General features: G+C 64.5%; 21 protein-coding genes. 9 read left to right on the top strand and 12 right to left on the bottom strand.

From position 1 onward, the window contains the following. Window positions 1-22 precede the first annotated feature (22 nt). Together AB4Y34_RS04015 and AB4Y34_RS04010 are read left to right on the top strand one after the other, a co-directional pair. Window positions 23-781 carry a 1-acyl-sn-glycerol-3-phosphate acyltransferase gene (locus tag AB4Y34_RS04015; protein ID WP_176109543.1) on the top strand — a complete coding sequence of 253 codons (759 nt, stop codon included), beginning with the start codon at window positions 23-25 and terminating at the stop codon, window positions 779-781. Between the two features lie 48 nt (window positions 782-829). Continuing rightward, window positions 830-1,723 carry a M48 family metallopeptidase gene (locus tag AB4Y34_RS04010; protein WP_368715300.1) on the top strand — a complete coding sequence of 298 codons (894 nt, stop codon included), beginning with the start codon at window positions 830-832 and terminating at the stop codon, window positions 1,721-1,723. A 9-nt stretch (window positions 1,724-1,732) separates the two neighbouring features. Here AB4Y34_RS04010 and AB4Y34_RS04005 read toward each other — a convergent pair whose 3' ends face one another. Genes AB4Y34_RS04005 through AB4Y34_RS03985 form a run of 5 tightly spaced genes read right to left on the bottom strand, consistent with a single transcriptional unit; the run spans window position 1,733 to window position 5,519 of the window. Continuing rightward, window positions 1,733-2,482 carry an IclR family transcriptional regulator gene (locus AB4Y34_RS04005; RefSeq protein WP_368715299.1) on the bottom strand — a complete coding sequence of 250 codons (750 nt, stop codon included), beginning with the start codon at window positions 2,480-2,482 and terminating at the stop codon, window positions 1,733-1,735. 31 nt (window positions 2,483-2,513) lie between these two features. Then, window positions 2,514-3,266, bottom strand: coding sequence for an amino acid ABC transporter ATP-binding protein (locus tag AB4Y34_RS04000; RefSeq protein WP_368367190.1), 753 nt, complete (start codon window positions 3,264-3,266; stop codon window positions 2,514-2,516). Then, window positions 3,263-3,907: an amino acid ABC transporter permease gene (locus AB4Y34_RS03995; RefSeq protein WP_176109546.1), complete on the bottom strand. Its 645-nt coding sequence runs from the start codon at window positions 3,905-3,907 to the stop codon at window positions 3,263-3,265. The genes AB4Y34_RS04000 and AB4Y34_RS03995 overlap by 4 nt, the downstream gene beginning before the upstream one ends. A 21-nt stretch (window positions 3,908-3,928) precedes the next feature. Next, complete coding sequence (locus AB4Y34_RS03990; protein ID WP_176379000.1) at window positions 3,929-4,645, bottom strand: amino acid ABC transporter permease; 717 nt, start codon at window positions 4,643-4,645, stop codon at window positions 3,929-3,931. Between the two features lie 37 nt (window positions 4,646-4,682). Beyond that, window positions 4,683-5,519: a transporter substrate-binding domain-containing protein gene (locus tag AB4Y34_RS03985; RefSeq protein WP_176378999.1), complete on the bottom strand. Its 837-nt coding sequence runs from the start codon at window positions 5,517-5,519 to the stop codon at window positions 4,683-4,685. Window positions 5,520-5,855: 336 nt separating this feature from the next. Here AB4Y34_RS03985 and gloA point away from each other — a divergent pair, with 336 nt between their 5' ends. Next, window positions 5,856-6,251, top strand: a complete 396-nt coding sequence (gloA, locus tag AB4Y34_RS03980) for a lactoylglutathione lyase (RefSeq protein WP_176122451.1) — start codon at window positions 5,856-5,858, stop codon at window positions 6,249-6,251. Between the two features lie 186 nt (window positions 6,252-6,437). Next, on the top strand, window positions 6,438-7,385 hold the full coding sequence (locus AB4Y34_RS03975) for a DMT family transporter (protein WP_176378998.1): 948 nt from the start codon (window positions 6,438-6,440) through the stop codon (window positions 7,383-7,385). A gap of 44 nt (window positions 7,386-7,429) precedes the next feature. Here the strand turns inward: AB4Y34_RS03975 and rsmA are convergent, their stop codons facing one another. The 4 genes from rsmA to AB4Y34_RS03955 form a co-directional block, all read right to left on the bottom strand. Beyond that, complete coding sequence (gene rsmA, locus AB4Y34_RS03970) at window positions 7,430-8,272, bottom strand: 16S rRNA (adenine(1518)-N(6)/adenine(1519)-N(6))-dimethyltransferase RsmA (RefSeq protein ID WP_176367922.1); 843 nt, start codon at window positions 8,270-8,272, stop codon at window positions 7,430-7,432. A 108-nt stretch (window positions 8,273-8,380) separates the two neighbouring features. Further along, window positions 8,381-9,391, bottom strand: coding sequence for a 4-hydroxythreonine-4-phosphate dehydrogenase PdxA (gene pdxA, locus AB4Y34_RS03965; RefSeq protein ID WP_368715298.1), 1,011 nt, complete (start codon window positions 9,389-9,391; stop codon window positions 8,381-8,383). 13 nt (window positions 9,392-9,404) lie between these two features. Beyond that, the gene (locus AB4Y34_RS03960; protein WP_176122447.1) at window positions 9,405-10,769 is read right to left on the bottom strand and encodes a peptidylprolyl isomerase; all 1,365 of its coding nucleotides are present in this window, start codon (window positions 10,767-10,769) and stop codon (window positions 9,405-9,407) included. 65 nt (window positions 10,770-10,834) lie between these two features. Further along, on the bottom strand, window positions 10,835-13,207 hold the full coding sequence (locus tag AB4Y34_RS03955; RefSeq protein ID WP_184226024.1) for an LPS-assembly protein LptD: 2,373 nt from the start codon (window positions 13,205-13,207) through the stop codon (window positions 10,835-10,837). 223 nt (window positions 13,208-13,430) lie between these two features. On the opposite strand from AB4Y34_RS03955, the gene AB4Y34_RS03950 reads away from it, so the two are divergent. Together AB4Y34_RS03950 and murU are read left to right on the top strand one after the other, a co-directional pair. Next, window positions 13,431-14,498, top strand: a complete 1,068-nt coding sequence (locus AB4Y34_RS03950) for an aminoglycoside phosphotransferase family protein (protein WP_368715297.1) — start codon at window positions 13,431-13,433, stop codon at window positions 14,496-14,498. Between the two features lie 3 nt (window positions 14,499-14,501). After that, window positions 14,502-15,215 (top strand): N-acetylmuramate alpha-1-phosphate uridylyltransferase MurU, encoded by a 714-nt coding sequence (murU, locus tag AB4Y34_RS03945; protein WP_368715296.1) that lies wholly within the window; start codon window positions 14,502-14,504, stop codon window positions 15,213-15,215. Between the two features lie 3 nt (window positions 15,216-15,218). Here the strand turns inward: murU and AB4Y34_RS03940 are convergent, their stop codons facing one another. Next, window positions 15,219-17,117, bottom strand: coding sequence for an ABC transporter ATP-binding protein/permease (locus AB4Y34_RS03940; RefSeq protein WP_368715295.1), 1,899 nt, complete (start codon window positions 17,115-17,117; stop codon window positions 15,219-15,221). Between the two features lie 205 nt (window positions 17,118-17,322). Between AB4Y34_RS03940 and AB4Y34_RS03935 the strand changes: the two genes are divergently transcribed. Together AB4Y34_RS03935 and AB4Y34_RS03930 are read left to right on the top strand one after the other, a co-directional pair. Further along, window positions 17,323-17,718, top strand: a complete 396-nt coding sequence (locus tag AB4Y34_RS03935; RefSeq protein WP_176122442.1) for an acyl-CoA thioesterase — start codon at window positions 17,323-17,325, stop codon at window positions 17,716-17,718. Between the two features lie 120 nt (window positions 17,719-17,838). Beyond that, on the top strand, window positions 17,839-18,450 hold the full coding sequence (locus tag AB4Y34_RS03930) for a glutathione S-transferase family protein (protein WP_368715294.1): 612 nt from the start codon (window positions 17,839-17,841) through the stop codon (window positions 18,448-18,450). A 64-nt stretch (window positions 18,451-18,514) separates the two neighbouring features. Here AB4Y34_RS03930 and AB4Y34_RS03925 read toward each other — a convergent pair whose 3' ends face one another. Together AB4Y34_RS03925 and AB4Y34_RS03920 are read right to left on the bottom strand one after the other, a co-directional pair. After that, window positions 18,515-21,694, bottom strand: a complete 3,180-nt coding sequence (locus tag AB4Y34_RS03925; RefSeq protein WP_368715293.1) for an EAL domain-containing protein — start codon at window positions 21,692-21,694, stop codon at window positions 18,515-18,517. A 193-nt stretch (window positions 21,695-21,887) separates the two neighbouring features. Further along, a complete protein-coding gene (locus AB4Y34_RS03920) occupies window positions 21,888-22,364 on the bottom strand; it encodes a nitrate reductase associated protein (protein ID WP_013088389.1) in 477 nt (158 codons plus the stop codon). A 158-nt stretch (window positions 22,365-22,522) separates the two neighbouring features. Here AB4Y34_RS03920 and fdhD point away from each other — a divergent pair, with 158 nt between their 5' ends. Beyond that, entirely contained in the window at window positions 22,523-23,407 is an 885-nt protein-coding gene (gene fdhD / locus AB4Y34_RS03915) for a formate dehydrogenase accessory sulfurtransferase FdhD (protein WP_368715292.1), read from the top strand. Window positions 23,408-23,423 lie beyond the last annotated feature (16 nt).

Raw genomic sequence — 23,423 nt, 5'->3', positions numbered from 1 at the left:
CCAACCCTCACCGACCACGCCGATGCGCTTTATCCGTTCCCTGCTGCTGCTGATTTATTTCGTTGTGGTCACGGTGCCGTACGCGACCGCGTGCATCATCGCGTTTCCGTTCCTGCGCGCGGAAAACCGCTACTGGATGGCGGCCGGCTGGTGTCGCCTGACGCTGTGGGCGGTGCGCTACCTGAACGGCATTCGCTACCGCATCGAAGGCTTCGAGAACCTGCCCAACGGCCCGGCCGTGCTGCTGTCCAAGCATCAGTCGGCGTGGGAAACAATCGCGTTTCCGGCGATCATGCCGCGACCGCTGTGCTACGTGTTCAAGCGCGAGCTGTTGTATGTGCCGTTCTTCGGCTGGGCGCTCGGCATGCTGAAGATGGTTCACATCAACCGCAAGGAAGGCAAGTACGCGTTCGAATCGGTCACGAACCAAGGCAAGGCGCGCATGGCCGAAGGCGCATGGGTCATCATGTTTCCGGAAGGCACGCGCACGCCGACCGGCAAGCAGGGCAAGTACAAGACCGGCGGCGCGCGCTTCGCAATCGCGACCGGCGCGCCGGTCGTACCGATCGCGCACAATGCGGGTCGCGTGTGGCCGCGCAACTCGTTTACGAAATATCCGGGTATAGTCACGGTGTCGATCGGCAAGCCGATCGAAACGACGGGGCTCACGCCCGACGAAGTGAACACGCGCGTCGAACAGTGGATCGAAGCCGAAATGCGCCGCATCGATCCGACTGCCTACAGCGCGGCGGCTAACGACTCCGCCGCCGCTCCCATCTGACGCGCCACGCCCTCGAAGCCCGCGGGCGTATTGCGCGAAGCGAAGCCGATGCAGAAGTCTCCCACGCCGCAGCCCGCCGCGGCGCTCGAAAACCGGCAGCTCGATCTCCCGCTCTTCGCCGAGCCGGGGTCGACGTCGTCGACCCCTTCACCTTCCACGCCGGGTTCATCCGGCACAGCGCCGGCCAGGCCGCCCGTCGCGCCGCTCGCGCCGGATGGCAGCAAGCTGCGCAGCCTCACCATCGGTTCACGCACGCTGCATTACGCGCTCAAGCGTTCCGCGCGCCGCTCGATCGGCTTTGCGATCGACGGCACCGGCCTCACGATCACCGCGCCGCGTTGGGTCACGCTCGCCGATATCGAAACCGCGATCACCGAAAAGCAGCGCTGGATTTTTACGAAGCTGATCGAATGGCAAACGCGCGTCGAACAGCGTGCGCTGCCGAAGATCGATTGGAAAGATGGCGCCGAGGTGCCCTACCTCGGTCAGCCGGTGCGGGTGACGCTCGGCGCGCCGCAAGGCATGCTCGGGTTCAGCGCCGAGCACGGCGCGCTGCAATTGCCGCTGCCGTTGCAAGCCGATCCGCAGCAGATCAAGGATCGCGTGCAGGGCTGGCTGCAAGGCGAAGCGAAGCGGCTGTTCGGCGAACGTCTCGAGATCTACGCGCAGATGCTCGGCGTCAACTATCGCTCGTATGCGCTGTCTTCGGCGGCGACGCGCTGGGGCAGTTGTTCGAGCGACGGCAAGATCCGCCTGAACTGGCGGCTCATCCACTTTCCGCTGTCCATCATCGATTACGTCGTCGCCCATGAGTTGGCGCATCTGCGCGAGATGAATCACAGTCCGCGCTTCTGGCAGACGGTCGAATCGATTTTTCCGGAATTCCGCGAGGCGCGGCAGACACTGAAGTCGCATCCGCCGGAGTTGTTGCCGACGCTCTGAGGCCGGGCGCTATCTCTGCGACAGCGCTTTCGCGGACTGCAACAGATCGTCGAGCATCACGCCGCGCCTGTCCGGGCTCGTGTCGCGGCCAGTCATGAAACACAGCGCTGCAATCGGCAGTCCCGCACGATCGCGAATCGGCGCTGCCATACACAGCCTGAACGCGTTCGAAAGTCCTTCGGTGCAGCAGTAGCCTCGTTCTTTTGCGGCCTGCACGTCCTTCAGGAATGCGTCGAAATCGATGCTCGCCCCATTGTCGAGGATGAAATCTTCCGCCGGAATCAGCGCGCGAATCTCGTCGGCGCTCAGGTGACCCAGCAGCAGACGTCCCGTAGCGGTCCAAGGTATCGGCACTCTCACGCCGATGTCCGAACTGATGTTGAAGGGCCGCGCACTGTGCTCGGACAACACGACCGTGTACTTGTTGCCTTCCAGCATGCACAGCTGCGTGGTCTCGTCGTACTTCCTCACCAGTCCCAGGATGGATTGATGCGCACGGCTGATCAGATCGTTGTGCGTGGCATAGTCGGACCCGTAGTAGTGCATCTCGCGCCCAAAGAACACGCTGCCATCCGCGGCCGTCTCGAGCCAGCCCACTTCCGTGAGAATCGCGACCAGCTCGTAAATGCTCGAACGCGGCGCACCGGTTGCATCGATCAGTTCGCGCATCGTCAGCGGGCGTTGGGCGATATGCAATTGCCGGAAGATCGCGATCACGCGGTCCACGCCTCTCGCCCGAGACGATTCTGTAACAGCCATGCGTTCACTCCGTAATGCGTTGATCCGACCGTCAATGGTCGAGAATTCGATGCAGGAACTGCCGGGTGCGTTCGTTCGAGGGATTGACGAAGATCTGCTCCGGATCGCCCTGCTCGGCGATGACGCCCTTGTCCATGAAGACGACGCGGTCAGCGGTCTTGCGAGCGAAGCCCATTTCATGCGTGACGACGACCATCGTCATGCCGTCGCGCGCGAGCCCGCGCATCACCTCGGTGACCTCGCCGACCAGCTCCGGGTCGAGCGCGGACGTCGCCTCGTCGAAAAACATGATGCCGGGCTCGACCGCGAGCGCGCGCGCAATCGCCACGCGTTGCTGCTGACCGCCCGAAAGCTGGCTGGGATAGTGTTCCGCGCGGTCCGCGAGCCCGACGCGATCGAGTGTCTCCATCGCGCGCTTGCGCGCGTCGGCCGGACTCATGCGGCGCGCCTTGATCAGCGCGAGCGTGACATTGCCGAGCGCGGTCTTGTGAGGAAACAGATTGAACTGCTGGAAGACCATGCCGACGTGGCCACGAATCTCCCGTGCTCGACGCGGATCATGCAAGGGCACCTCGTTGACCCAGACCTCGCCGGAATCGGTGGTCTCCAATCCGGCCATGATTCGCAGGACCGTGCTCTTGCCCGAGCCGGACGCGCCGATCAGCACCAGCACTTCACCCGAGCGGACCTCGAGATTGATTTCGTTCAACACTCTCGTCGAACCGAATGCTTTGCTGACGCCCGTCAGTGAAATGATCGGCCTGGTTTGGCTTTGGTTACTCACGACAATCTCCTGCGGTCATGGTGGCGCACCCATTGCGAAAGCGGGAAGCACACGGCGAAGTAAATGAGTGCGACGAGTCCATAGATTTCCACCGGCTTGCCGATCCGGTCGACGATCGCCTGGCCACCGTGCATCAACTCGGACATGCCGATCATGCTGACGATCGACGTGTCCTTGATGAGCGACAGATACTGTCCGACGAGAGGCGGCAACACGATCTTTCCGGTCTGAGGCAGCACGACGAACGAGAACGCCTGAGCCCGCGTGAGGCCGAGGATCTGCGATACCTCCCATTGACCTTTGGGTACTGCCTCGATCCCTGAGCGGAAAATTTCGGCGATATAGGCGCCCTGATAGACGCTCAAGCCAATGACGCCGGCTGCGAACACGTCGATCGCATAACCGAAGTACGACACGCCGAAATAGATCAACATCAGCGTGATGAGCACCGGCGTGCCGCGAAACAGCTCCGTATAGAGTCTGGCGATGCGGTCGGTGCCCCACGGGCCGAACGATCGCAAGACCGCGGCGAACAGGCCGATCAACGTGCTGCCCACAATGGACGCGATGGAGAGCAACAGCGTCGTCACCAGACCCTGCAGCAGGATCGATAGACTGGTTTTCAGCAATTCGACTGACATGATCCAACTCCAATCCGGGAATCAGGCCCGCTTCGTCCGGCGCATAAAGCCTGTCCCGAAACCGCTGCGCGCCGGCATGGCGAGGGGAGGATGAAAGATCCGCGCGCCGAGCTGGCCCGCAAGCCAGGACAGTACGTTACTGAGCACGAGATACGCGACGAGCGTCACGCTGAACGTCTGAAGGTAGAGAAGCGTTCGCGAGTTGATCACGGTCGCCGTGCCGGTCAACTCCGGCAATGCAATGGCGGACAGCAGCGACGTGCCGAGCAGCAACTGGATCAGGTAGTTGACGATGGCCGGATAGACCGCGCGCGTCGCCTGCGGCAAGACGACCTCGACGAAGATCTGCGCGCGTTCGAGGCCGAGAATGCCGGCAGCCTCGAGTTGGCCGCGCGGCACCGACTGTATGCCGGCGCGGAACACTTCCGACAGGTAAGCACCGACGTTGAGGCCGAGCGCAATGACGCCCGCCCAGTATGCGTCGAGCGAAATACCCGCCGACGGCAGACCGAAGAACACGATGAAAATCTGCAGGAGGACAGGCGTATTGCGGATGACTTCAACGTAGCCACGGGCGATCCACCGAAGCAGCGCGAGCGGAGAAGCGCCGGCCAGCGCGGTCAACAACCCCAGGACTAGCGCCAGTACGAAGGCCAGCACGGTCACCTGCAACGTCAGCCAGCTCGCGCTCAAAAACTCGGGCACGTAGCCCCACAAAGTCAGCCACTCGTAACTCATCTCATGCTCCCCATAGTGCGGGTTTCACTGCCGCGCTTCAAAACTGCGGATTGAGCGGATAGCGCGGATCGGTGCCGAACCACTTGTTGTAGAGCTGCGCGTTGAGCTTCGACGCATTGACGTTGAAGAGGAACAGATTCAGATAGTTGAGCCATTCCTGATCACCGGCCTTGACGCCGAACGCGTTGTATTCGAGCGGCACCAGCGCTTCGTTCGTGACGGCAAGTTCAGGATCGAGCTTGGCCTGATACGCGAGGAAGTTGTTGTCCTCGATCATCGCGTCGGCCTGCCCCTGCTTGACGGCAAGTATCGCGGCCTGCGAGCTGTCGTATTCCTGGATCTTCACCGGGATATTCAGCGAGCGCACTTCATCGCCATTGGTCGAGCCCTTGACCGTCGCGATCGTGCGACCGCCCATGTCCTTGATCGACTGAATACCGCTGTTTTTTCTGACCAGCAGCGCTTCGCTGGCAACCACGTAAGGGGCCGTGAATTCGATCACTTTTGCGCGCTCCAGATTGCGCGTGAAGTTGCAGAACACGACGTCCACCTTGCTGGTCTGCAGATTCGGAATCCGGTTCGCGCTCGTCGTATTCACGACCTCGAGCTTCACGCCCATCTGCTTCGCGAGTTCCTTCGCGAGGTCCACGTCATAGCCGTCCGGTTGGCCGTCTTTGTTGTAGAACCCGAATGGCGCGAACGTCAGGCAGTCCCCGACGCGCAGCGTGCCCCGCTGCAACACGCCCTGAAGCGTCGACGGAGCTGCCGCCGCGCCCTGCTCCGGCGTGGCCACCTTGGTGCAGCCAGTGATGGCGAGCAATCCAGCAACAGCGAACAGAAAGGCGGCTCTGGCGCCTCGATTGGCAAGCTTCATGGGCAGGGTCCTATGCGGAGAAGAGGGTTCCGGGGCAGACGTACCGGCTTCGGCGCCTTTCGGCATGCATGAATATTCGCCGGCTCACGCATCGATTGTCCGATATATCAGACTGCTATCTGAGGAACCGGATTGATACTGAGTGTTGGGCACTAATATCGAACCCGCAACCGGACACAAACCCTGATTGCCCACACTTTTTTGTTGGAATAAGTCCGAGCGGATTCCATGAGGCGCATCCAGTCCGGGCTGGCCACGCCGCTTCGCCCTACCAGGCAATCATTTACAATTCCCGCAGGTCAATGCATTTATCGACAAACTGTCAAAGGAGGACTCATGCGAATCCTGCATACCATGCTTCGAGTCGGTGATCTGGACGCCTCGATCCGTTTCTACACCGAAGTTCTCGGCATGCGCCTGCTTCGAAAGAACGACTACCCGGACGGGAAGTTCACCCTCGCATTCGTCGGTTACGAAGACGAATCCGAAGGCGCAGCAATCGAACTCACCTACAACTGGGACACGAGCAAGTACGACCTCGGAACCGGCTACGGTCACATCGCCCTCGAAGTCGACGACGCCTATGCGGCGTGCGAACAGGTGAAGAAACGCGGCGGCGTCGTTACGCGCGAAGCGGGACCCATGAAACACGGCACGACGGTCATCGCCTTCGTCGCCGATCCGGACGGCTACAAAATCGAGCTGATACAGAAGAAGGGACGAGTCGACTGACTCGAGTTCAACCGTTCACGCTGGACACTTCCCGAAACGCATGCGCCCGCTGCCCAGATTCGGGCGAGGCGCCAGAATGACCATAAAGCCCGGCTTCACGTTGTACCCGGGGATGTGCTGCCGGGCGTATTCGCCCGGCAATCCTGTCTCGCGCCGGCACTATCAAAAAAAAGCCGACTATTCACGATGAGCACGACCACCGCCCTGCCCGCGCGCCGCGCCCCGGATAGCTTCGCGATCCTGTTGATGATCGGCCTATGCGCAATCTGGGGGCTACAGCAAGTCGCGATCAAGACCACCAATGCGGCTGTGCCGCCGGTCTTTCAAGCGGGGCTGCGCTCGACGATCGCGGCACTGCTCGTGTGGGCATGGGCGCGCTCGCGCGGCACGCCGCTCTTTCGTGACGACGGCACGCTCGGTGCGGGTCTGCTCGCAGGGGTGCTGTTCGCGGCCGAGTTCGTTTGCATCTTTTTCGGCCTGACGCTGACGAGTGCGTCGCGCATGGCGGTCTTTCTGTACACGGCGCCGTGTTTCACGGCACTCGGCCTGCACTGGTTCGTCGATGGGGAACGCATGCGGCGCATCCAGTGGCTAGGCATCGGCGTCGCGTTCGCGGGGATAGCGCTCGCGTTCGCCGATGGCTTCCTGCACCCGAACGCCGGCGCGGCTGCAAGCGTAGCCCACGGCTCGACGCTCGTGGGCGCGGCCGGCGATGCGCTCGGCGTGCTCGCCGGCATCGCATGGGCCGCGACCACGGTGGTCGTGCGCGGCTCGCGGCTCGCGCAGACGAGCGCAAGCAAGACGCTGTTCTATCAGTTGACGGTGTCGGCGGCGGTGCTGCTCGCGCTGGCGCTCACGCTCGGTGAAGTGCGCGTGGAAAGCGTGACGCCGCTCGCGTTCGCGAGTCTCGCCTATCAGGCCGTGATCGTCGCGTTCGTCAGCTATCTGTTGTGGTTCTGGCTGTTGACGCGTTACATCGCATCGCGGCTGTCGGTGTTTTCGTTTCTGACGCCGATGTTCGGCGTGACCTTCGGCGTGCTGCTGCTCGGCGAGTCGTTCAGCGCGCGCTTTCTGATCGCCGCGCTGCTGGTGCTGACCGGCATCGCGCTCGTCAACGCGCCGGCGAAACGATAAGCGGCTCGACGGCGGCGCGCCGTCGTCGTCGTCAAACGTTGAGACTACTCCGGCGCAGCGGCCGAGCGCGCCGCCACCGCCTGCGCCACGCTCACGTATTCGGCGACCGGCACGTCCTCCGCGCGGCGTTGCAGATCGAAGCCGAGCGCGTCGAAATCGACGGTATCGCGCAGCGCGGCAAGCGTGTTGCGCAGCATCTTGCGACGCTGCGAGAACGCCGCCGTCACCACCTCGCCCAGCACGTTTTCATCGACTACCGGCATTTCGTGCCGCTCGTACGGGATCATCCGCACGATCGCCGAATCGACCTTCGGCGGCGGCTGGAACGACTCGGGCGGCACGTCGAGCTGCTTGTCGATCACGTAGCGGTATTGCAGCATCACCGACAGGCGACTGAACGCCTTCGTACCCGGTTCCGCGACCATCCGCTCGACCACCTCGTTCTGCAGCATGAAGTGCTGATCGATCACGCGGTCCGCGAAGGTTGCCAGATGAAACAGCAGCGGGCTCGAAATGTTGTACGGCAGATTACCGACGATGCGCAGCGACGCCTTGTCGCCCGGTGCCGCGAGCGAGCCGAAGTCGAACTCGAGCGCGTCGCCCGAATGGAGTTCGAGCAGATCGCCGAACTTCGTCTTCAGACGGCCGATCAGATCGCGGTCGAGTTCGACCGCGTGCAGCGGCGACTCGGGCGTCGCGAGCCGCTCGATCAGCGGTTCGGTCAGCGCGCCGAGGCCCGGACCGATCTCGACCATGCGCTCGCCGCGCTGCGGCCGGATCACGTCGACGATCGAATCGATCACGCCCATGTCGACCAGAAAGTTCTGACCGAAACGCTTGCGCGCGAGATGGCCCTGGTGCCGGCCTTGCTGTCTGCTGGTGGACATCGGAGAAACGCTAGAAAGAAAACTGCTTGAGAATGAAAGACGTCACGGTGGAAATACGACGCCACGCGGCGCGTCACGCGCACCGCAACCGCTCAGGTCACCTGTGCGTCAGCCCGCGCGACGATGCTGCGCCATCGAAACAGCCGTGTCGATCGCGGCCATCAGGCTGCCCGCGTCGGCGCGTCCGGTGCCGGCCAGATCGAGCGCGGTGCCGTGATCGACCGAGGTGCGGATGATCGGCAGGCCGAGCGTCACGTTGATCCCTTCGCCGAACGTCGCGAATTTCAGCACCGGCAGGCCCTGGTCGTGGAACATCGCGAGCACGCAGTCGGCTTCGTCGAGATAACGCGGCTGGAACAGCGTGTCGGCCGGATACGGACCGCGCGCGTCGATGCCCTCGCCGTTCACCTGCTGCAACGCCGGCGTGATCACGTCGATTTCCTCGCGGCCCAGGTAGCCGTTTTCGCCCGCGTGCGGATTGAGCCCCGTCACGAGAATGCGCGGCGCGGGCAAACCGAAGTGATGACGCAGGTCGTGATCGATGATGCGCAGCGTCGCGACGAGGCTTTCGATCGTCAAGGCCGCCGACACGTCCTTCAACGGCAGATGCGTGGTCGCGAGCGCGACGCGCAGCGGCCGCTTGCCGGTGCCCGCGAGCATCATCACGACGCGCGGCGTATGGGTGCGCTCGGCCAGATATTCGGTGTGGCCGGTGAACGGCACACCGGCGTCGTTGACCGTGCTTTTTTGCAGCGGCGCGGTGACGATCGCGTCGAACCTGCCCGCCACCGCACCGTCGATCGCCGCATCGAGCAGATCGAGCACGTAGCGGCCGTTCGCGGCGTCGAGCTTGCCTGCCTGCGCGGGCGCGCCGAGCGGGTGAGGTTCGAGCCGCACGCGCGGGCCCTGCGCGAGCAGCGCGGCCCAATCGACACCGACCGCGCGCGCCCGCTCAGCGAGCAATTGCGCATCGCCGAGCACGGTGAACTGCGCGTGAGGCCAGTGCGCCGCCGCACCCGCCAGCGCCTGCGCGGTCAGCTCGGGACCGACGCCGGCGGGCTCGCCGGTCGTGATCGCGATCTGCAGCGGGCGGTGGGTGGGCTGAGCAGCGCTCGTCATGGCATGGGCTCCGTTACTGCACGTTCGCCGTGGTCGGCTTCACTTCGACGTACGCGGTATCGCGCAACTCGCGCAGCCAGTCGGCGTACGCCTGTTCCGCCTTGCGCTGGCCGATGGCCTGACGCGCGAGATCCATCTGCTGCGCAATCGAGCCTTCCGCATCGCGGCGGCCGAGCACCTGAATCAGGTGGTAGCCGTATTCGCTGCGCACCGGCTCGCTGATCTGGCCGTCCTGCAGCGCGTTCATCGCGCGCTCGAACTCGGGCACCGTCTCGCCCGGGCTGATCCAGCCGAGGTCGCCGCCTTGCGACGACGAGCCGTCCTGCGAGTAGGTGTGCGCGAACTTCGCGAAGTCGCCGCCCGCGGCGATCTGATTGCGGATGTCGATCAGCTTCTGGCGTGCCTGCGGTTCGGACTGGCCGTCGCCGACGCGCAGCAGAATGTGGCGCACGTGCGTCTGCACGAGCTTCGGCGCATCCGCGCTGCTGCCTTGGCCGGCACGGCGCTCGACCAGACGCACGATTTCGAAGCCGTCGTTGGTGCGGATCAGATCCGGATTGATCTCACCCGGACGCAGTGCCGACGCGGCCTTTACGAACTCGGGCGGCAGCTTCGACGGTGCGAGGAAGCCGAGATCGCCGCTGTTCTGCGACGCGTCGGGCGCTTGCGAATTAGCCTTCGCGAGCTTTCCGAAATCCGCCCCGCCCTTCGCTTCGGCGAGCAGCCCCTGGGCCTTCTTCTGCGCCGCCTCGATGTCGGTCTCCGGCGCGTTCAGCGGCGCACTCACGAAAATGTGCTGCATGTGCAGGTCGCTCGTCTGGCCGGCGCCCGGGCCGCGCTGGCTGGCGATGTAGTTCGCGACCTCGGCGTCCGTCACCGTGATCTTGCTGTCCACTTCCTTCTCGCGCAGACGCGACAGCGTCAGCTCGGTGCGCGCGTCGTTCGAGAAGGTGGCCCAGGGCACGCCTTGCGCCTCGATGCGCGCGCGGTACATTGCGAGCGGCATGTTGTTCGCCTGCGCGAGACGCTCGAGCGTGCGCTGCACGGCTGCGTCGTCGATGTTGATGCCGTCTTCCTTGGCCTTCTGCAGCTGGATGCGCTCGAGCACCATCTGCGTGAGCACCTGCTGGCGCAACTGGTCCGTCGGCGGCACCGGAGCGTTCTGCTGGTTCAGCCGGTGCGCGATCAGACCGACCCGCTCGTCGAGCTCGCGCTGCGTGATGACACCGTTGTTGACCACCGCGGCGATGGTGTCGACCGTCTGGCCGCTATTGCCGCCCAATGCCTGCGCCTGTACCGACGCGACTGGAACGAAGGACGCCGCGGCGACGAGACCCGCCGCGAGTATTGCCAAGCGAAGCTGTTTCATGATTGCCACAGATACTCCAATGATGTCGGGCGCTTCGCCCGTCTTTTCGCAAGCCGTGAATGACCGGGCGACCGTCATTCGTAGTTGGTGAACCGCGACTCCGGCGGCGGCGGCGGCGGCAACGGCGTGTAGCCGGCCACACTGGTGCGGAACGCGGTCATCAGCCCATTGTCGACGCTCGACAAGCCCTTGAACGTCAACTGCGCCAGAAACCGCGTGCTCGACTGATTCTGTCCCGACGAGTTCAGGCCGTTCGCGTAGCGCTGGATGCCGGCGCCGAGCGTCCAGCAATCCGCGTCGTATTGCAGGCCGACGAGGCCGTCGACGATACGGTGGCCACCAAGGTCGTAGTTGAACCGGCCGACACCGTACATCCGATGCGACAGCGGCCATTGGCCCGAAATCAGCACCTGATTGATCGGCTGGTTGTCGAGCGTGGTGTTGGCGCGGGTGTAGCGGTACGCCACGTTGAGGACCTTGCCGGTCTCCGGACTGAACCCGAAACCGACGCTCGTCTTCGTGAGCTGGTTATTGTCGGCATTATATTGGAACGCCGTTTCCGAAGCGAAACCGGCACCCAGCTTGATCGACGCGCCCGCGATCAGGTCCGAATGCGTGGCCTGCGCGCTCGTCTGCGAAGGCTGCAACGTGACACGCTGATCCCGGAAATAGTACTGCTGCGCGATCACGAAGCGCGCGCGTTCGTCGCCGGTGGCCGGGTTGATGAAGCGCGTGGTGAGACCCGCGGTCAGGCGGTTCGCGTCGGCGATCCGGTCGTTACCGACGAACGTGTTCGGCGTGAAGATTTCCGCGAGGCCGAAATCGGACTCGGCGGTATCGAACAGCGGCGCGTTGTTCTGGTTGCGGTACGGCGTGTAGACGTAGTACAGCCTCGGCTCCAGCGTCTGGATGAAATCCTGGCCGAACAGGCGCACCGAGCGCTCGAACGTCAGCCCCGTATCGAACGTGAAGGTCGGGATCGACTCGGTGAAATTCTTCTGCGCGTTCGGCACCCCGTTCAGATCGGTGCCAATGTTGTTCAGGTTGTACGACGCGAAGTGCCACTGCACCTTCGGCGTGACGAAGTAGCCCGGCCCCACCACCGAATAGGACACGTACGGGTTGAACAGCACCCGCTGGCCTTCGGTCAGGTCCGCGGTGGTGATGCGGAAGTTCGTGTAGTCGGCTTCGGCGCCGAAGTCGAAGCCGCCGACGTTGTACTTCGCGTACTTCACGTTCAACTGCGGCTCGCGGCCGTACGGCGCGACCGACTCCTGCAGCGTCTGCCAGTGCTGCTCGCGCGCGAGCACGGACCACGGCCCGTTGTTGTAGGTCACCCCGGCTTCCTGCTGATACAGGAGCTGGAGGCCGTTCATGAACTGGTTGACCGACGACGACAGGTCTTGCGGATAGGTGTTGTCCGAGACCTTGTTGTAGTAGATGTACCCGCCGAAGCCGTTACCGAAATTCTGGTTATGCTGGATGTACAGCGCGTAGCGGTTGGTCTTCGTCAGGCGATCGTCAGGCAGAAATTCACCGGTGATCGAACCGGAATACGTCGGCGACAGATAGCGGAACGTGCTCTGCAACTGCACACCGCGCTTCGAGATCACACGCGGCGTGACCGTCAGATCGCGATTCGGCGCGATGTTGAAGTAATACGGCACCGACAGCTCGAAGCCGTTCGACGAGCTGAGCGAGAACGTGGGCGGCAACAGGCCGCTGCGCCGCTCGCCCGACAACGGGAACGACAGCCACGGCGACGCGAACACCGGCACGCCCTGGAAGAACAGCACGCTGTTGTAGGCGACGCCTTCGTCGGCGCCGGTGTCGAAATCGAACTCGCTGCCCTTGATGTACCAGGCCGGATCGTCCGTGCACGCGCACGCGGTGTAGGTGGCCTTCGTGAACACCGAGCGCTCGGCGTCGAGCAGGTCGACGCGCTGCGCGCTGCCCGAGCCGCCCGTCAACGTGAAGTGATACTTCGGCGCGGTCATGAAGCCTTCGGTCGAATCGACGCGCAGATGCGCTTCGGGCCCGATGAAGGTATTGCCGGTATTGATCACGTGGACATTGCCGTACGCATCGGCCATGTCCGTGTCCTGGTCGTAGTGCAGGCCGTCGGCCTTGATCACGGACGTGTTGTGGCGCACTTCGGCCGAGCCCTTCGCGGCCAGGTCCTGGTCGATCGTGCCGCTCGCGTGGTCGCCGAGCACGAAGGTGGCCGGCCGCTGGCCCGTTTGCAACGGGTGCTCCTCGAGCTGCGGCGCGAGCTGCATGCCCCACGGCGGGTAGACCGCTTGCGGTTGCGCAGCTTCCCCCACCAGCTGGGCGTGCGCAAGCGCGGGCATCAGGCCCGGAACGGCGACGAGCGCCGCGACGAGCCGCCTTTTGCGCGGCACTACTGCACAGGAAGGAGTGGTATCGGAAAGCTGTCTGGGCGGCATGTATCGTTTGGCGAGTCGACCCGTGTGCAAGCTTCCGCCGTCACGATCCACCGCCTGCACACCGCGACCGTGAGAGTCGGCTGCACGTCTGGATTCCCAATTGCCGAGTGATAAGGCGGGCGGTAAAACGGAGCACGCGAAAGCTGGCGTGTGAGTCGCGTCAAAAAAGTCGTGGGGTATTATATGGCAAGACGTTGTCCCCAAGAATTTGCCGCCGCTTTTCATGACGCTGCCTTCCACCCAAGACTTCACCGACACCCGCCTCTCCCTGCTCAAGGCCTGGCTGCAAGGCCACGCGGCGCGTCATGCGCTGGAGCTCGACACGATCGTTCCGGCCTCGTCCGACGCCAGTTTCCGTCGTTATTTCCGGCTCGCCGGTAAGGCGCCGCAAGGCAACGGCGCGGCCACGCTGATCGCCGTCGACGCGCCGCCGCCCGAAAAATGCCGCGAATTCGCGCAGGTCGCGCAATTGCTCGACGCCGCCGGCGTGCACGTGCCGCGCGTGCTTGAGGTCGACTTCGACTCGGGCTTCATGCTCGTCACCGATCTCGGCACCGCGTCCTACCTCGGCGCGCTGACCGACGCGCAGGCCGCGGGGGACACCCGCGCGGCCCGCACGCTGATGCGCGACGCGCTCGACGCGCTGATCCGCTGGCAGCTCGGCTCGCGCGAAGACGTGCTACCGCCGTTCGACGAAGCGTTCCTGCATCGCGAAATGGAGCTGATGCCCGAGTGGTTCATCGGCCGGCACCTTTGCCGTGAAGTCGATGCCGCAACGCGCGCGCAGCTCGATCGCACGTTCGCGCTGCTGATCGCGAGCGCGCGCGCTCAGCCGCAAAGCTTCATGCTGCGCGATTTCATGCCGCGCAATCTGATGATCGCCGAGCCGAACCCCGGCGTACTCGACTTCCAGGACGCGGTGTACGGGCCGATCACGTACGACGTCGTGTCGCTGCTGCGCGATGCGTTCCTCAGCTGGGACGAGGAGTTCGAGCTCGACTGCTTCGTGTACTACTGGGAGCGCGCGAAAAAAGCCGGCCTGCCGGTCGATGCCGATTTCGGCGAGTTCTACCGCCAGCTCGAATGGATGGGGCTGCAGCGGCACATCAAGGTGCTGGGCCTCTTCTGCCGCATCAACTACCGCGACGGCAAGGCGCATTACATGAAAGACCTGCCGCGCTTCATCGGCTATGCGCGCAAGGTGGCCGAGCGTTACGCGCCGCTGCGCGGGTTCGCGAAGCTGCTCGACGACCTCGAAGGCCGCGCGCAGGAAATCGGCTACACCTTCTGACCGATGACGATGTCCGTGAAGAAAGCGATGATTTTTGCCGCGGGTCGCGGCGAGCGCATGCGTCCGCTGACCGACGCGTGCCCGAAGCCTTTGCTCGAAGCGGGCGGCAAGCCGCTGATCGTGTGGCAGATCGAACGGCTCGCGCGGGCCGGCATCCGTAGCATCGTGATCAATCATGCGTGGCTCGGCGCGCAGCTCGAAGCCGCGCTCGGCGACGGTTCGCGCTGGCAGGTCGAACTGCGCTACTCGCCCGAGCAAGAGGCGCTGGAGACCGCGGGCGGCATCGCGCAGGCGCTGCCGCTTCTGACCGACGACGGCGCGGATCACGTGTTCGTCGCGGTGGCCGGCGACGTGTACACCGATTACGACTACGCCGGACTGCACGTGCACGCCGGCGCTCTGCAGGCGCTGCCCGAGCCCGGCATGCATCTGGTGATGGTGCCGAATCCGCCGTTTCACCCGAACGGCGACTTTGGTCTCGTCGACGGCGTGCTGTCGCTCGACACGCAGCCGCGCCTCACGTTCGCCAGTTTCGGGCTGTACGACACGCGCATGTTCCGCGATCTGCCGCGCGGCACGCGGCGCGCGCTGAGCCCGTATTACCGCGCGACGATCGCGCGTGGGCTCGCGAGCGGCGAGCTGTACGAAGGCGTGTGGGAGAACGTCGGCACGCAGGCGCAGCTGGAAGCGCTCGACCGGCTGCTGCGCACGCGCTGAGCTCTATTTCGCCGCGCCCTCGCCGGCCCCGACCGCTTCCGCCCTTTCCACCGCGTCCGTGGTCTGCGCGGCGCGCTGCTGCAGCGCCCACATCTGCGCGAACAGGCCGTTCGCGCGCAATAGCTCGGCGTGCGTGCCGCGCTCGACGATGCGCCCCTTGTCCATCACGATGATCTGCTGCGCGTGCACGACCGTCGATAGCCGGTGCGCGATGATCAGCGTCGTGCGTTCGCGCGCGATCAGGTCGAGCTCGTGCTGGATCGCGCGCTCGGAGCGCGAATCGAGCGCAGACGTCGCTTCGTCGAACAGCAGAATCGGCGGATTCTTCAGGATGGTCCGCGCGATCGCCACGCGCTGCTTTTCGCCGCCGGACAGCTTGAGCCCGCGCTCGCCGACCGGCGTGTCATAGCCCTTCGGCAGACTCTCGATGAACTCGTGGATATGCGCGGCGCGCGCCGCCGCGATCACTTCATCGCGCGTCGCCGACGGCCTCCCGTACGCGATGTTGTAGTAGATCGAGTCGTTGAACAGCACCGTGTCCTGCGGCACGATGCCGATCGACGCGCGCAGCGAATCCTGCGTGACATCGCGAATATCCTGCCCGTCGATCCGGATCGCGCCGCCCGTCGCGCGGTCGAGATCGTAGAAGCGGAACAGGAGCCGCGCGAGCGTCGACTTGCCCGAGCCGCTGTGGCCGACCACCGCGGTCGTCGTGCCGGCCGCGATCGTGAAGCTCACGTCGTGCAGAATCGGTCGCGAAGACTCGTACGCGAAGCTCACGTTGTCGAAACGAACCTGCGCACCGCTCACCCGCAAGGCCACCGCATTGGGCGCATCGGGCACCTCCTGCGGCGCGCCGAGCAGCGTGAACATGCGGTCCATGTCGGTCAGGCTTTGCTTCAGCTCACGATAGACCACGCCGAGAAAATTCAGCGGGATATACAGCTGCAGCATGAACGTGTTGATCAGCACCAGGTCGCCGAGCGTCAGGCGCCCGGCCATCACGCCCTGGGTCGCGCGCCACAGGATGAACACGAGCCCCGTGCCGATGATCGCCTGTTGCCCGAAGTTCAGCGCCGACAGCGAACGCTGCGACTTGATCGCCGCCGCGCGATAGCGCTTCAGGTTCTCGTCGTAACGGCTCGCCTCCCACTCCTCGTTGCCGAAGTACTTGACGGTCTCGTAGTTGAGCAGCGAGTCGATCGCGCGCGAATTCGCCTTCGAATCGAGCTCGTTCATCGTGCGGCGAAAGTGCGTGCGCCACTCGGTGACCTTCACCGTGAACGCGATGTACGCCGCGAGCGCGATGAACGTGACGATCGCGTAATAGGCCTCGTATTTGACGACGAAAAAGCCGAGCACGAGACCGACTTCGACGAGCGTCGGCAGGATGCTGTACAGCGAATAGGAAATCAGCTGCGTGATGCCGCGCGTGCCGCGTTCGATATCGCGCGACATGCCGCCCGTCTGCCGCTCCAGATGAAAGCGCAGCGACAGCCCGTGCAGATGACGAAACACTTTCAGCGCAAGCTGGCGCACCGCGCTTTCCGTCACTTTCGAAAACAGTATTTCCCGCAGCTCGGTGAAGAACGACGTGGACAGCCGCACCACTGCATACGCGACCACCAGCAAGCCGACGCCGCCGAGCAGCACGATGCCGGGCGCGTCCTGCGCGCGGCCGAGCGCGGTCAGATGGCGGATCGACGCGAGACTGTCGACGATGTGCTTCATCACGATCGGCACGCCGAGGTTCGCGACCTTCGCGCCGATCAGGCAGCCGAGCGCGATGCCGACTCGCCATTTGTAGGTTGCAAGGTATGGCAGCAGCGACAGGATGGTTTGCCAGTCGTTGCGGGGTCCGGTGGAAATCGGCGAGGGTTCTGACGAAGGAGCGCGGCGCATAAATCGTGGGGAGAGTGTGGAACTGCCGGAGTTCGCAGCGGCGCGGCTCGCGCGCCTGGCTGGGCGCTTTCCCGTACAATTCCTGATCCCCGTATTGTCGCAGAAGCCAGCTGGCGGCGCTTTCCGCGGCCTGTGGCCGGGCTGGCCCCAGCCGTTCGGGCCGTGCGCGTCAATACACTCGAACACGTTTCCCAAGGATGTCCCGATGACCGATCTTCTTCAACTTCCTTCCAAGCCTTGCGCGCTGCGCGTGATGCCGCAGCCGTCGGACGCGAACATTCACGGCGACGTGTTCGGCGGCTGGATCATGGCGCAGGTCGACATCGCCGGCTCGATTCCGGCAAGCCGTCGCGCGAATGGACGGGTCGCGACGATCGCGGTCAATTCGTTCCTGTTCAAGCAGCCGGTGTTCGTCGGCGACCTGCTGAGCTTTTACGCGGATATCGTGAAGACCGGCAATACGTCGGTGACGGTGTCGGTCGAGGTCTACGCGCAGCGGATGCGCCTGTCGCAGGAAGTCGTCAAGGTCACGGAAGCGATCCTCACCTACGTCGCCACCGACAGCGACCGCCGTCCGCGCGCGCTGCCCGCGCTGGACTGAGCCAGCAAGGATGCTTAAGCTAGCGGTTCCATGCGTCACGCGCCGCGCCACCCGCTAGCCGTTTCAGCCGATCAGCGCACGAGGCCGGGCGCCCGATAGTCGCTCTCTAATGGATACGTGATGAAACTGATCGGAATGCTCGACTCGCCGTACGTGCGGCGCGTCGCCATCTGCATGAAGCTGCTCGCGCTCGACTTCGAACACGAGTCGATTTCGGTATTCCGCACCTACGAGCAGTTCGCGAAGATCAATCCGGTCGTCAAGGCGCCGACGCTCGTCGCCGACAACGGCGCGGTCGTGATGGATTCGACGGTGATCCTGCAGTATCTGGCGACGCTCGCCGGCCCCACCCCGCTGTTCCCGACGCAAGCCGACGCGGCGTTGCGCGCCGCGCGTCTGACGGGTCTCGCGCTCGCCGCGTGCGAAAAGAGCGTGCAGATCGTCTACGAGCGCAATCTGCGGCCGCAGGAGAAGCAGCATGAAGCGTGGGTGGAGCGCGTGCGAGCGCAACTGCTCGCCGCCTATGCCGAACTCGAACGCGAGTTGGGCGAAGGGCCGCTGCCGGACACGCAGCAGCAGTTCAGCGCGGCGGACGTGGCCGTCGCCGTCGCGTGGCAGTTCACGCACATGATGCTGCCGGAGGCGGTCAGCAAGGCAGATCATCCGCGGCTCGAGAAATTTTCCGCGTTCGCGGAAAGCCTGCCGGTATTCAAAGACACGCCAGCGGAGTGACCGGCGTTTGACGCGACACGCGGTGACACGCGGCGACCCCTGGGCGCCGCGCGTCACGCTCCCTTCACGCCGGCTCCGGCTCCGGCACCAACCCGCCGTGCAGCAGTTCGGAGATCCCTTCCGTCGATAGCGGCTTCGCGAAATAGAAGCCCTGCATCTCGTCGCACGCGCGTTCCCTCAGGAAGTCGAGTTGCGCGGACGTTTCCACGCCCTCGGCGATCACCTGCAGCTTCAGCGAATGCGCGAGCGCGATGATCGCCGACGTGATCGTCTCGTCGTCGCCCGACACGCCGATATCCGACACGAACGAGCGGTCGATCTTCAGGCGGTCCACCGGAAAGCGCTTCAGATAGCTGAGGCTCGAATAGCCGGTGCCGAAGTCGTCGATCGCGAGACCGATGCCGAGCGCGTGCAGCTCGTTGAGCATCAACACCGCTTCTTCCGCATTGCGCATGATCGTGCTTTCGGTCAGCTCGAGTTCGAGATACTTCGGTTCGAGCCCGGTCTCGGCGAGCACCTGCATCACGAGCTTCGCGATGTCGCGCTGCTGGAACACCCGCGCCGACAGATTCACCGACACGCGCGCCGGCGGCAAGCCCTGATCCTGCCACGCCTTGTTCTGGCGGCACGCCTCGCGCAGCACCCACTCCGACAGCGGCCCGATCAGCCCGCTTTCCTCGGCAAGCGGAATGAACGACGACGGCGGCACGAGGCCGGCCTCCGGATCGCGCCAGCGCACCAGCGCCTCGATGCCGACGATCTGGCCGCTGACGATATCGACCTGCGGCTGATAGTGCAGCAGGAACTCGTTGTCGCGCAGCGCGCGGCGCAGGCGTCGTTCGAGATTCAGGCGCGCGCCCGCGCTCGCGTTCATCTCCGGCTGATAGAACTGGAACGTGTTGCGGCCCATGTCCTTCGCGCGGTACATCGCGACGTCGGCCTTCTTCATCAGCGTTTCGGCGTCCTCGCCGTCCTGCGGGAACAGGCTCGCGCCCATGCTGCAGCCGACGTACAGCTCGGTGCCGTCGAGCCACACCGGCTCGGCGATCGACGCGCGCACGCGCTCCATCCACGTGATCAGCGATTGCTCGTCGACGGTGTCGGTCATCACGATCACGAACTCGTCGCCGCCGTGGCGCGCAACCGTGTCGCTGGTGCGCGAGCAGCGCGCGAGCCGTTCGGCGACCACGCTGAGCAGCCGGTCACCGACGCTGTGGCCGAGGCTGTCGTTGACGTTCTTGAAGCCGTCGAGATCGAGGAACACGACTGCCACGCCCGTGTGATGCCGCTGCGCGACGACGAGCGCATGTTCGAGCCTGTCGCGCAGCAGGTTGCGGTTCGGCAGCCGCGTGAGGCCGTCGTAGTTGGCCTGGTATTCGAGCTGCTCCTGGTAGCGGATCAGCTCGGTCACGTCGTTGATGACGCCGATATGATGGGTGATCACGCCTTCCGCGTTCGGCACCGGCGCGATGAACAGCTGATTCCAGAACAGCGCACCGTCCTTGCGATAGTTGCGCACCACGGCGCTGACCTCCCGATTCGCCGCGAGCGCCTCGCGAATCAATGCGACGCCCTCCTGGTCACGGTCGTCGCGTTGCAGCACGCGGCAGTCGTGACCGATCACCTCATCGAGATCGTAGCCGGTGATACGCATGAACGCCGGATTCACGTATTCGATCAGATTGCCCGACGGCGACGGCGCGGTGATCAGGATCGCGTTGACACTCGCGTCTAGCGCACGGCTTTGCAGACGCAGCGCGAGATCGGCGCGCTTTTGCTCGGTGATGTCGGTGTACGAGCCGAGCACGCCGATCACCTGGCCGTCGCCGTCGGTGAACGGCAGCTTGCTCGTGACCCTCGTGCGATGCACGCCGTCGATCACGAAGTCGACCTCGAAGTTCATCTTCGGCACGCCGGTGCTCGCGACTTCGCGATCGTGCTCGTTCAGCAGATCGGCGAACGCGCGCCACGGCAAATCGGTGTCGCTCTTGCCGATCACCTGCTCGGGATACGCGAGCCCCGCGTCGCGCGCGAACGCCATGTTGCAGCCCAGATAGCGCGAGTTCAGATCCTTCCAGAAAATCCGCTGCGGAATGTTGTCGATCACCGCTTCGAGCATCTGATTCGAGCGCAGCGCTTCGGCTTCGGCGTTGATCTGATCGGTCACGTCGTCCGCCAGCACGAACGACGCGTCGCGGCCCATGAAGCTGAGCGCGTGATACGACACGTTGACGCTGATGATCGAGCCGTCGTTGCGCCGATGCCGCCAGATGCCCGCCATCGTGTGGCTCTGGCGCAAGTCCGCGCTGCGCGCCAGATGCTTCTCGAGGCGCGCAACTTCGGAATCAGGGTGAATCGCGCGGATCGTCATGCCCAGAAACTTGCTTTCCGTGTAGCCGTATTGCTCGATCGCGGCAGCGTTGACGGCGAGAAAGCGCAGCGTATCGCGATCGAAGATGTACATCGGCACTCTGTGGTCGTCGAACAGGCTGCGAAAACGCTCGTCGTTGCGCGCCAGCGCGCGGGCGCTGCGCAGCTTTTCACGCGCGCTGTTCTCGCGCACGCCGAACGTGAGCATCAGCAGCACGCTGCCGCAGAGCATCGTCACGAGCAGTACGAACATCGCGCGCTGGCTGTCGCTCGCCGATGCCGCGAGCGCGATCTGCAACGAACGGTTTTCGTCGCTGCGCAACGAGGCGAGCGCGGCTTCGACTCGCTCTAGCGAGGGGGCAAGCTGCGGGTCGGACGGCGCGGAGTCGACGGATGCGTCGAATCGCGCGTCGTCGTGGGCCGAGATCGGTGCTTCGGTCGATGCCGCGCCAGACGTCGCGCTGGCCGCGCCGGGTAAGTCGCTCGCGTGCTTGCGCAGCGTGTCCTCGAGATCGTGCTGCAGCGCGTGCCGCGCCGCGCTCAGGCTGGCGAGCGCCGCCGACATGGACGGTTCGCTCGCGAGTTCGTCGCGCAGTGCATCCTCGCGGCTCGCGAGTGTGTTCGTCATCGAAGCGGCCGCGTCCGGCGGGACCGGATCGCCCGACTCCTTCAGGCGGTGCACCGCGGCGAGCGCTTTACCGAGCGCGGCGTGATAGGCATCGAGGTTCTGGCGCACGCTGGTCGAGCGCGCGAGGCGCGCATCGGCGTCTCGCTGCCCGCGAATCTGCGTGTACGCGACGAACGCGTTTGCACCGACCGCGACGACCACGACCGCAATATTGATAAGCAGTCGCTTCGACAAAAAAGGATTCATGGGTTCCGAACGTCAATCGTTCCGAGGGCGGGAAAGCGCGCTCGCTACCGGTGCGTCGGGCCGCATCGATGCAAATCTTTTACGCGCCAACCTTTGGATATCGGCAGCGATCGGAAGCGGGTTGAGGGTCGGCGTGAAAAAAAATCTGAGGATTGGGGGAGTTGCGGAGCCGGCCGCGTCTAGCCGGCCGCGCCTAGCCGGCCGCGCCAAATTCCTTCATCGCCGGGACGAAATCGTGGTTCGCCTCGGGCTTGCGCGACAGCTTCGCGAGCACGTAACGTTTGAATGGATCGAGCTCCGCCCAGCGCGCGACGCTCGGCGCGGCGAGTCCGGCGAGCCCCGCCTGATGCGCGACGCCGTCGGGCACGCTGTCGGTTTGTCGCCAGGCCGGCGACTCCTCCGGCGTGAACCACTCCGGTTCGATGTTCGCGTGCGTGCGCAGCATCTCGAACAGCGCGTGATCGAAATTCGGTTCGATCTGCGTGTCTTCTTCGACCGGGAAACGCGCGAGCAGCTTGCGGTCTTCGAGCGGCAGTTGCTGCCACTGCGCGAGCGTGATGCGCAGCCCGAACCGGTCGAGATTGAAGCGCACCGACATCGGGATATAAGTGAAATTCTCCGAAGACGCGACTTCGAAGTCGAACAGAAGCGGTGCTTCGTTGAGTCCCATGTCAGTGCTCCTTGTCGGTGGCGGACAGCGTACGGGCGTCGCTTGAGGTATTTTAGAACCTTATTCGCGCGACGGCGGCCCGCGCGGCGGCGGCCGCGAAGCATACGGCGAGCCGGGCGGGCACTTGAATGCGCGGCATGCTACAGGAGTGAAGCAGCTTGAACGGACAGGAAAACGGACGTGCAACCGAGGCGGCAAACGGCCAGCCCCACGACCTCGACAGCGACGAACAACCCGGCGCGGTGCAACTCGAGGTGCGCCGCCATCGGGGCACGGCGATCGAAACCGCGACCGATCACGTCGGCCAGGAGTGGCCGGTCGCGCTGGTGTTCAACGGCATCTCGCACGCGGTGATGATGTGCACACCGCGCGATCTCGAAGCGTTCGCGGTCGGCTTCGCGATTTCCGAGGGGATCGTCGAGCGCGGCAGCGATATTCAGGACATCGAGGTCGAACTGCACGGGCACGGCGAACTTCCGCATGCCGAGGTGCAATTGCAGGTCGTGCAGCAGGCGTTCGCCGGTTTGAAGGAAAAGCGCCGCGCGCTCGCCGGGCGCACCGGCTGCGGCGTATGCGGCATCGAAAGCATCGATCTGCTCGATCTGAAACCGCAGCGTGTAGCAGATACCGGCTTTCTGCAGCGGCTCGCGCCCGATGCGATCGCGCGCGCCGCGCGCGCGCTGCCCGAGCACCAGGCGCTCACGCGTTTGACGGGCGGCCTGCACGCGGCCGCGTGGTGTGATGCGCAAGGCGCGATCCGCTATGCGTTCGAGGATGTCGGCCGCCACAACGCACTCGACAAGCTGATCGGCCAGCTCGTGCTCGATCGCACTGATACGCGCGACGGTTTCGTGTTTCTGTCGAGCCGCGCGAGCTACGAACTGGTGCGCAAGGCTGCGCGCGTCGACGTGCCGATGGTCGCGACGATCTCGGCGCCGTCGTCGCTCGCGATTGCGATTGCGCGCGAGGCGGGCGTGCGGCTCGTGAGCTTCTGCCGCGAAGGCAGCTACGTCGATTACGACACGTGGCAGCCGCGGGTTTGAGCGATTGGAGCGCCGC

Source organism: Paraburkholderia sp. BR10954 (assembly GCF_040965775.1).
In the GTDB taxonomy this organism is placed as follows: Bacteria; Pseudomonadota; Gammaproteobacteria; order Burkholderiales; family Burkholderiaceae; genus Paraburkholderia; species Paraburkholderia youngii.
The sequence above is the reverse complement of the archived record's forward strand: the minus strand, read 5'-3'. Positions and strand labels throughout refer to the sequence as shown.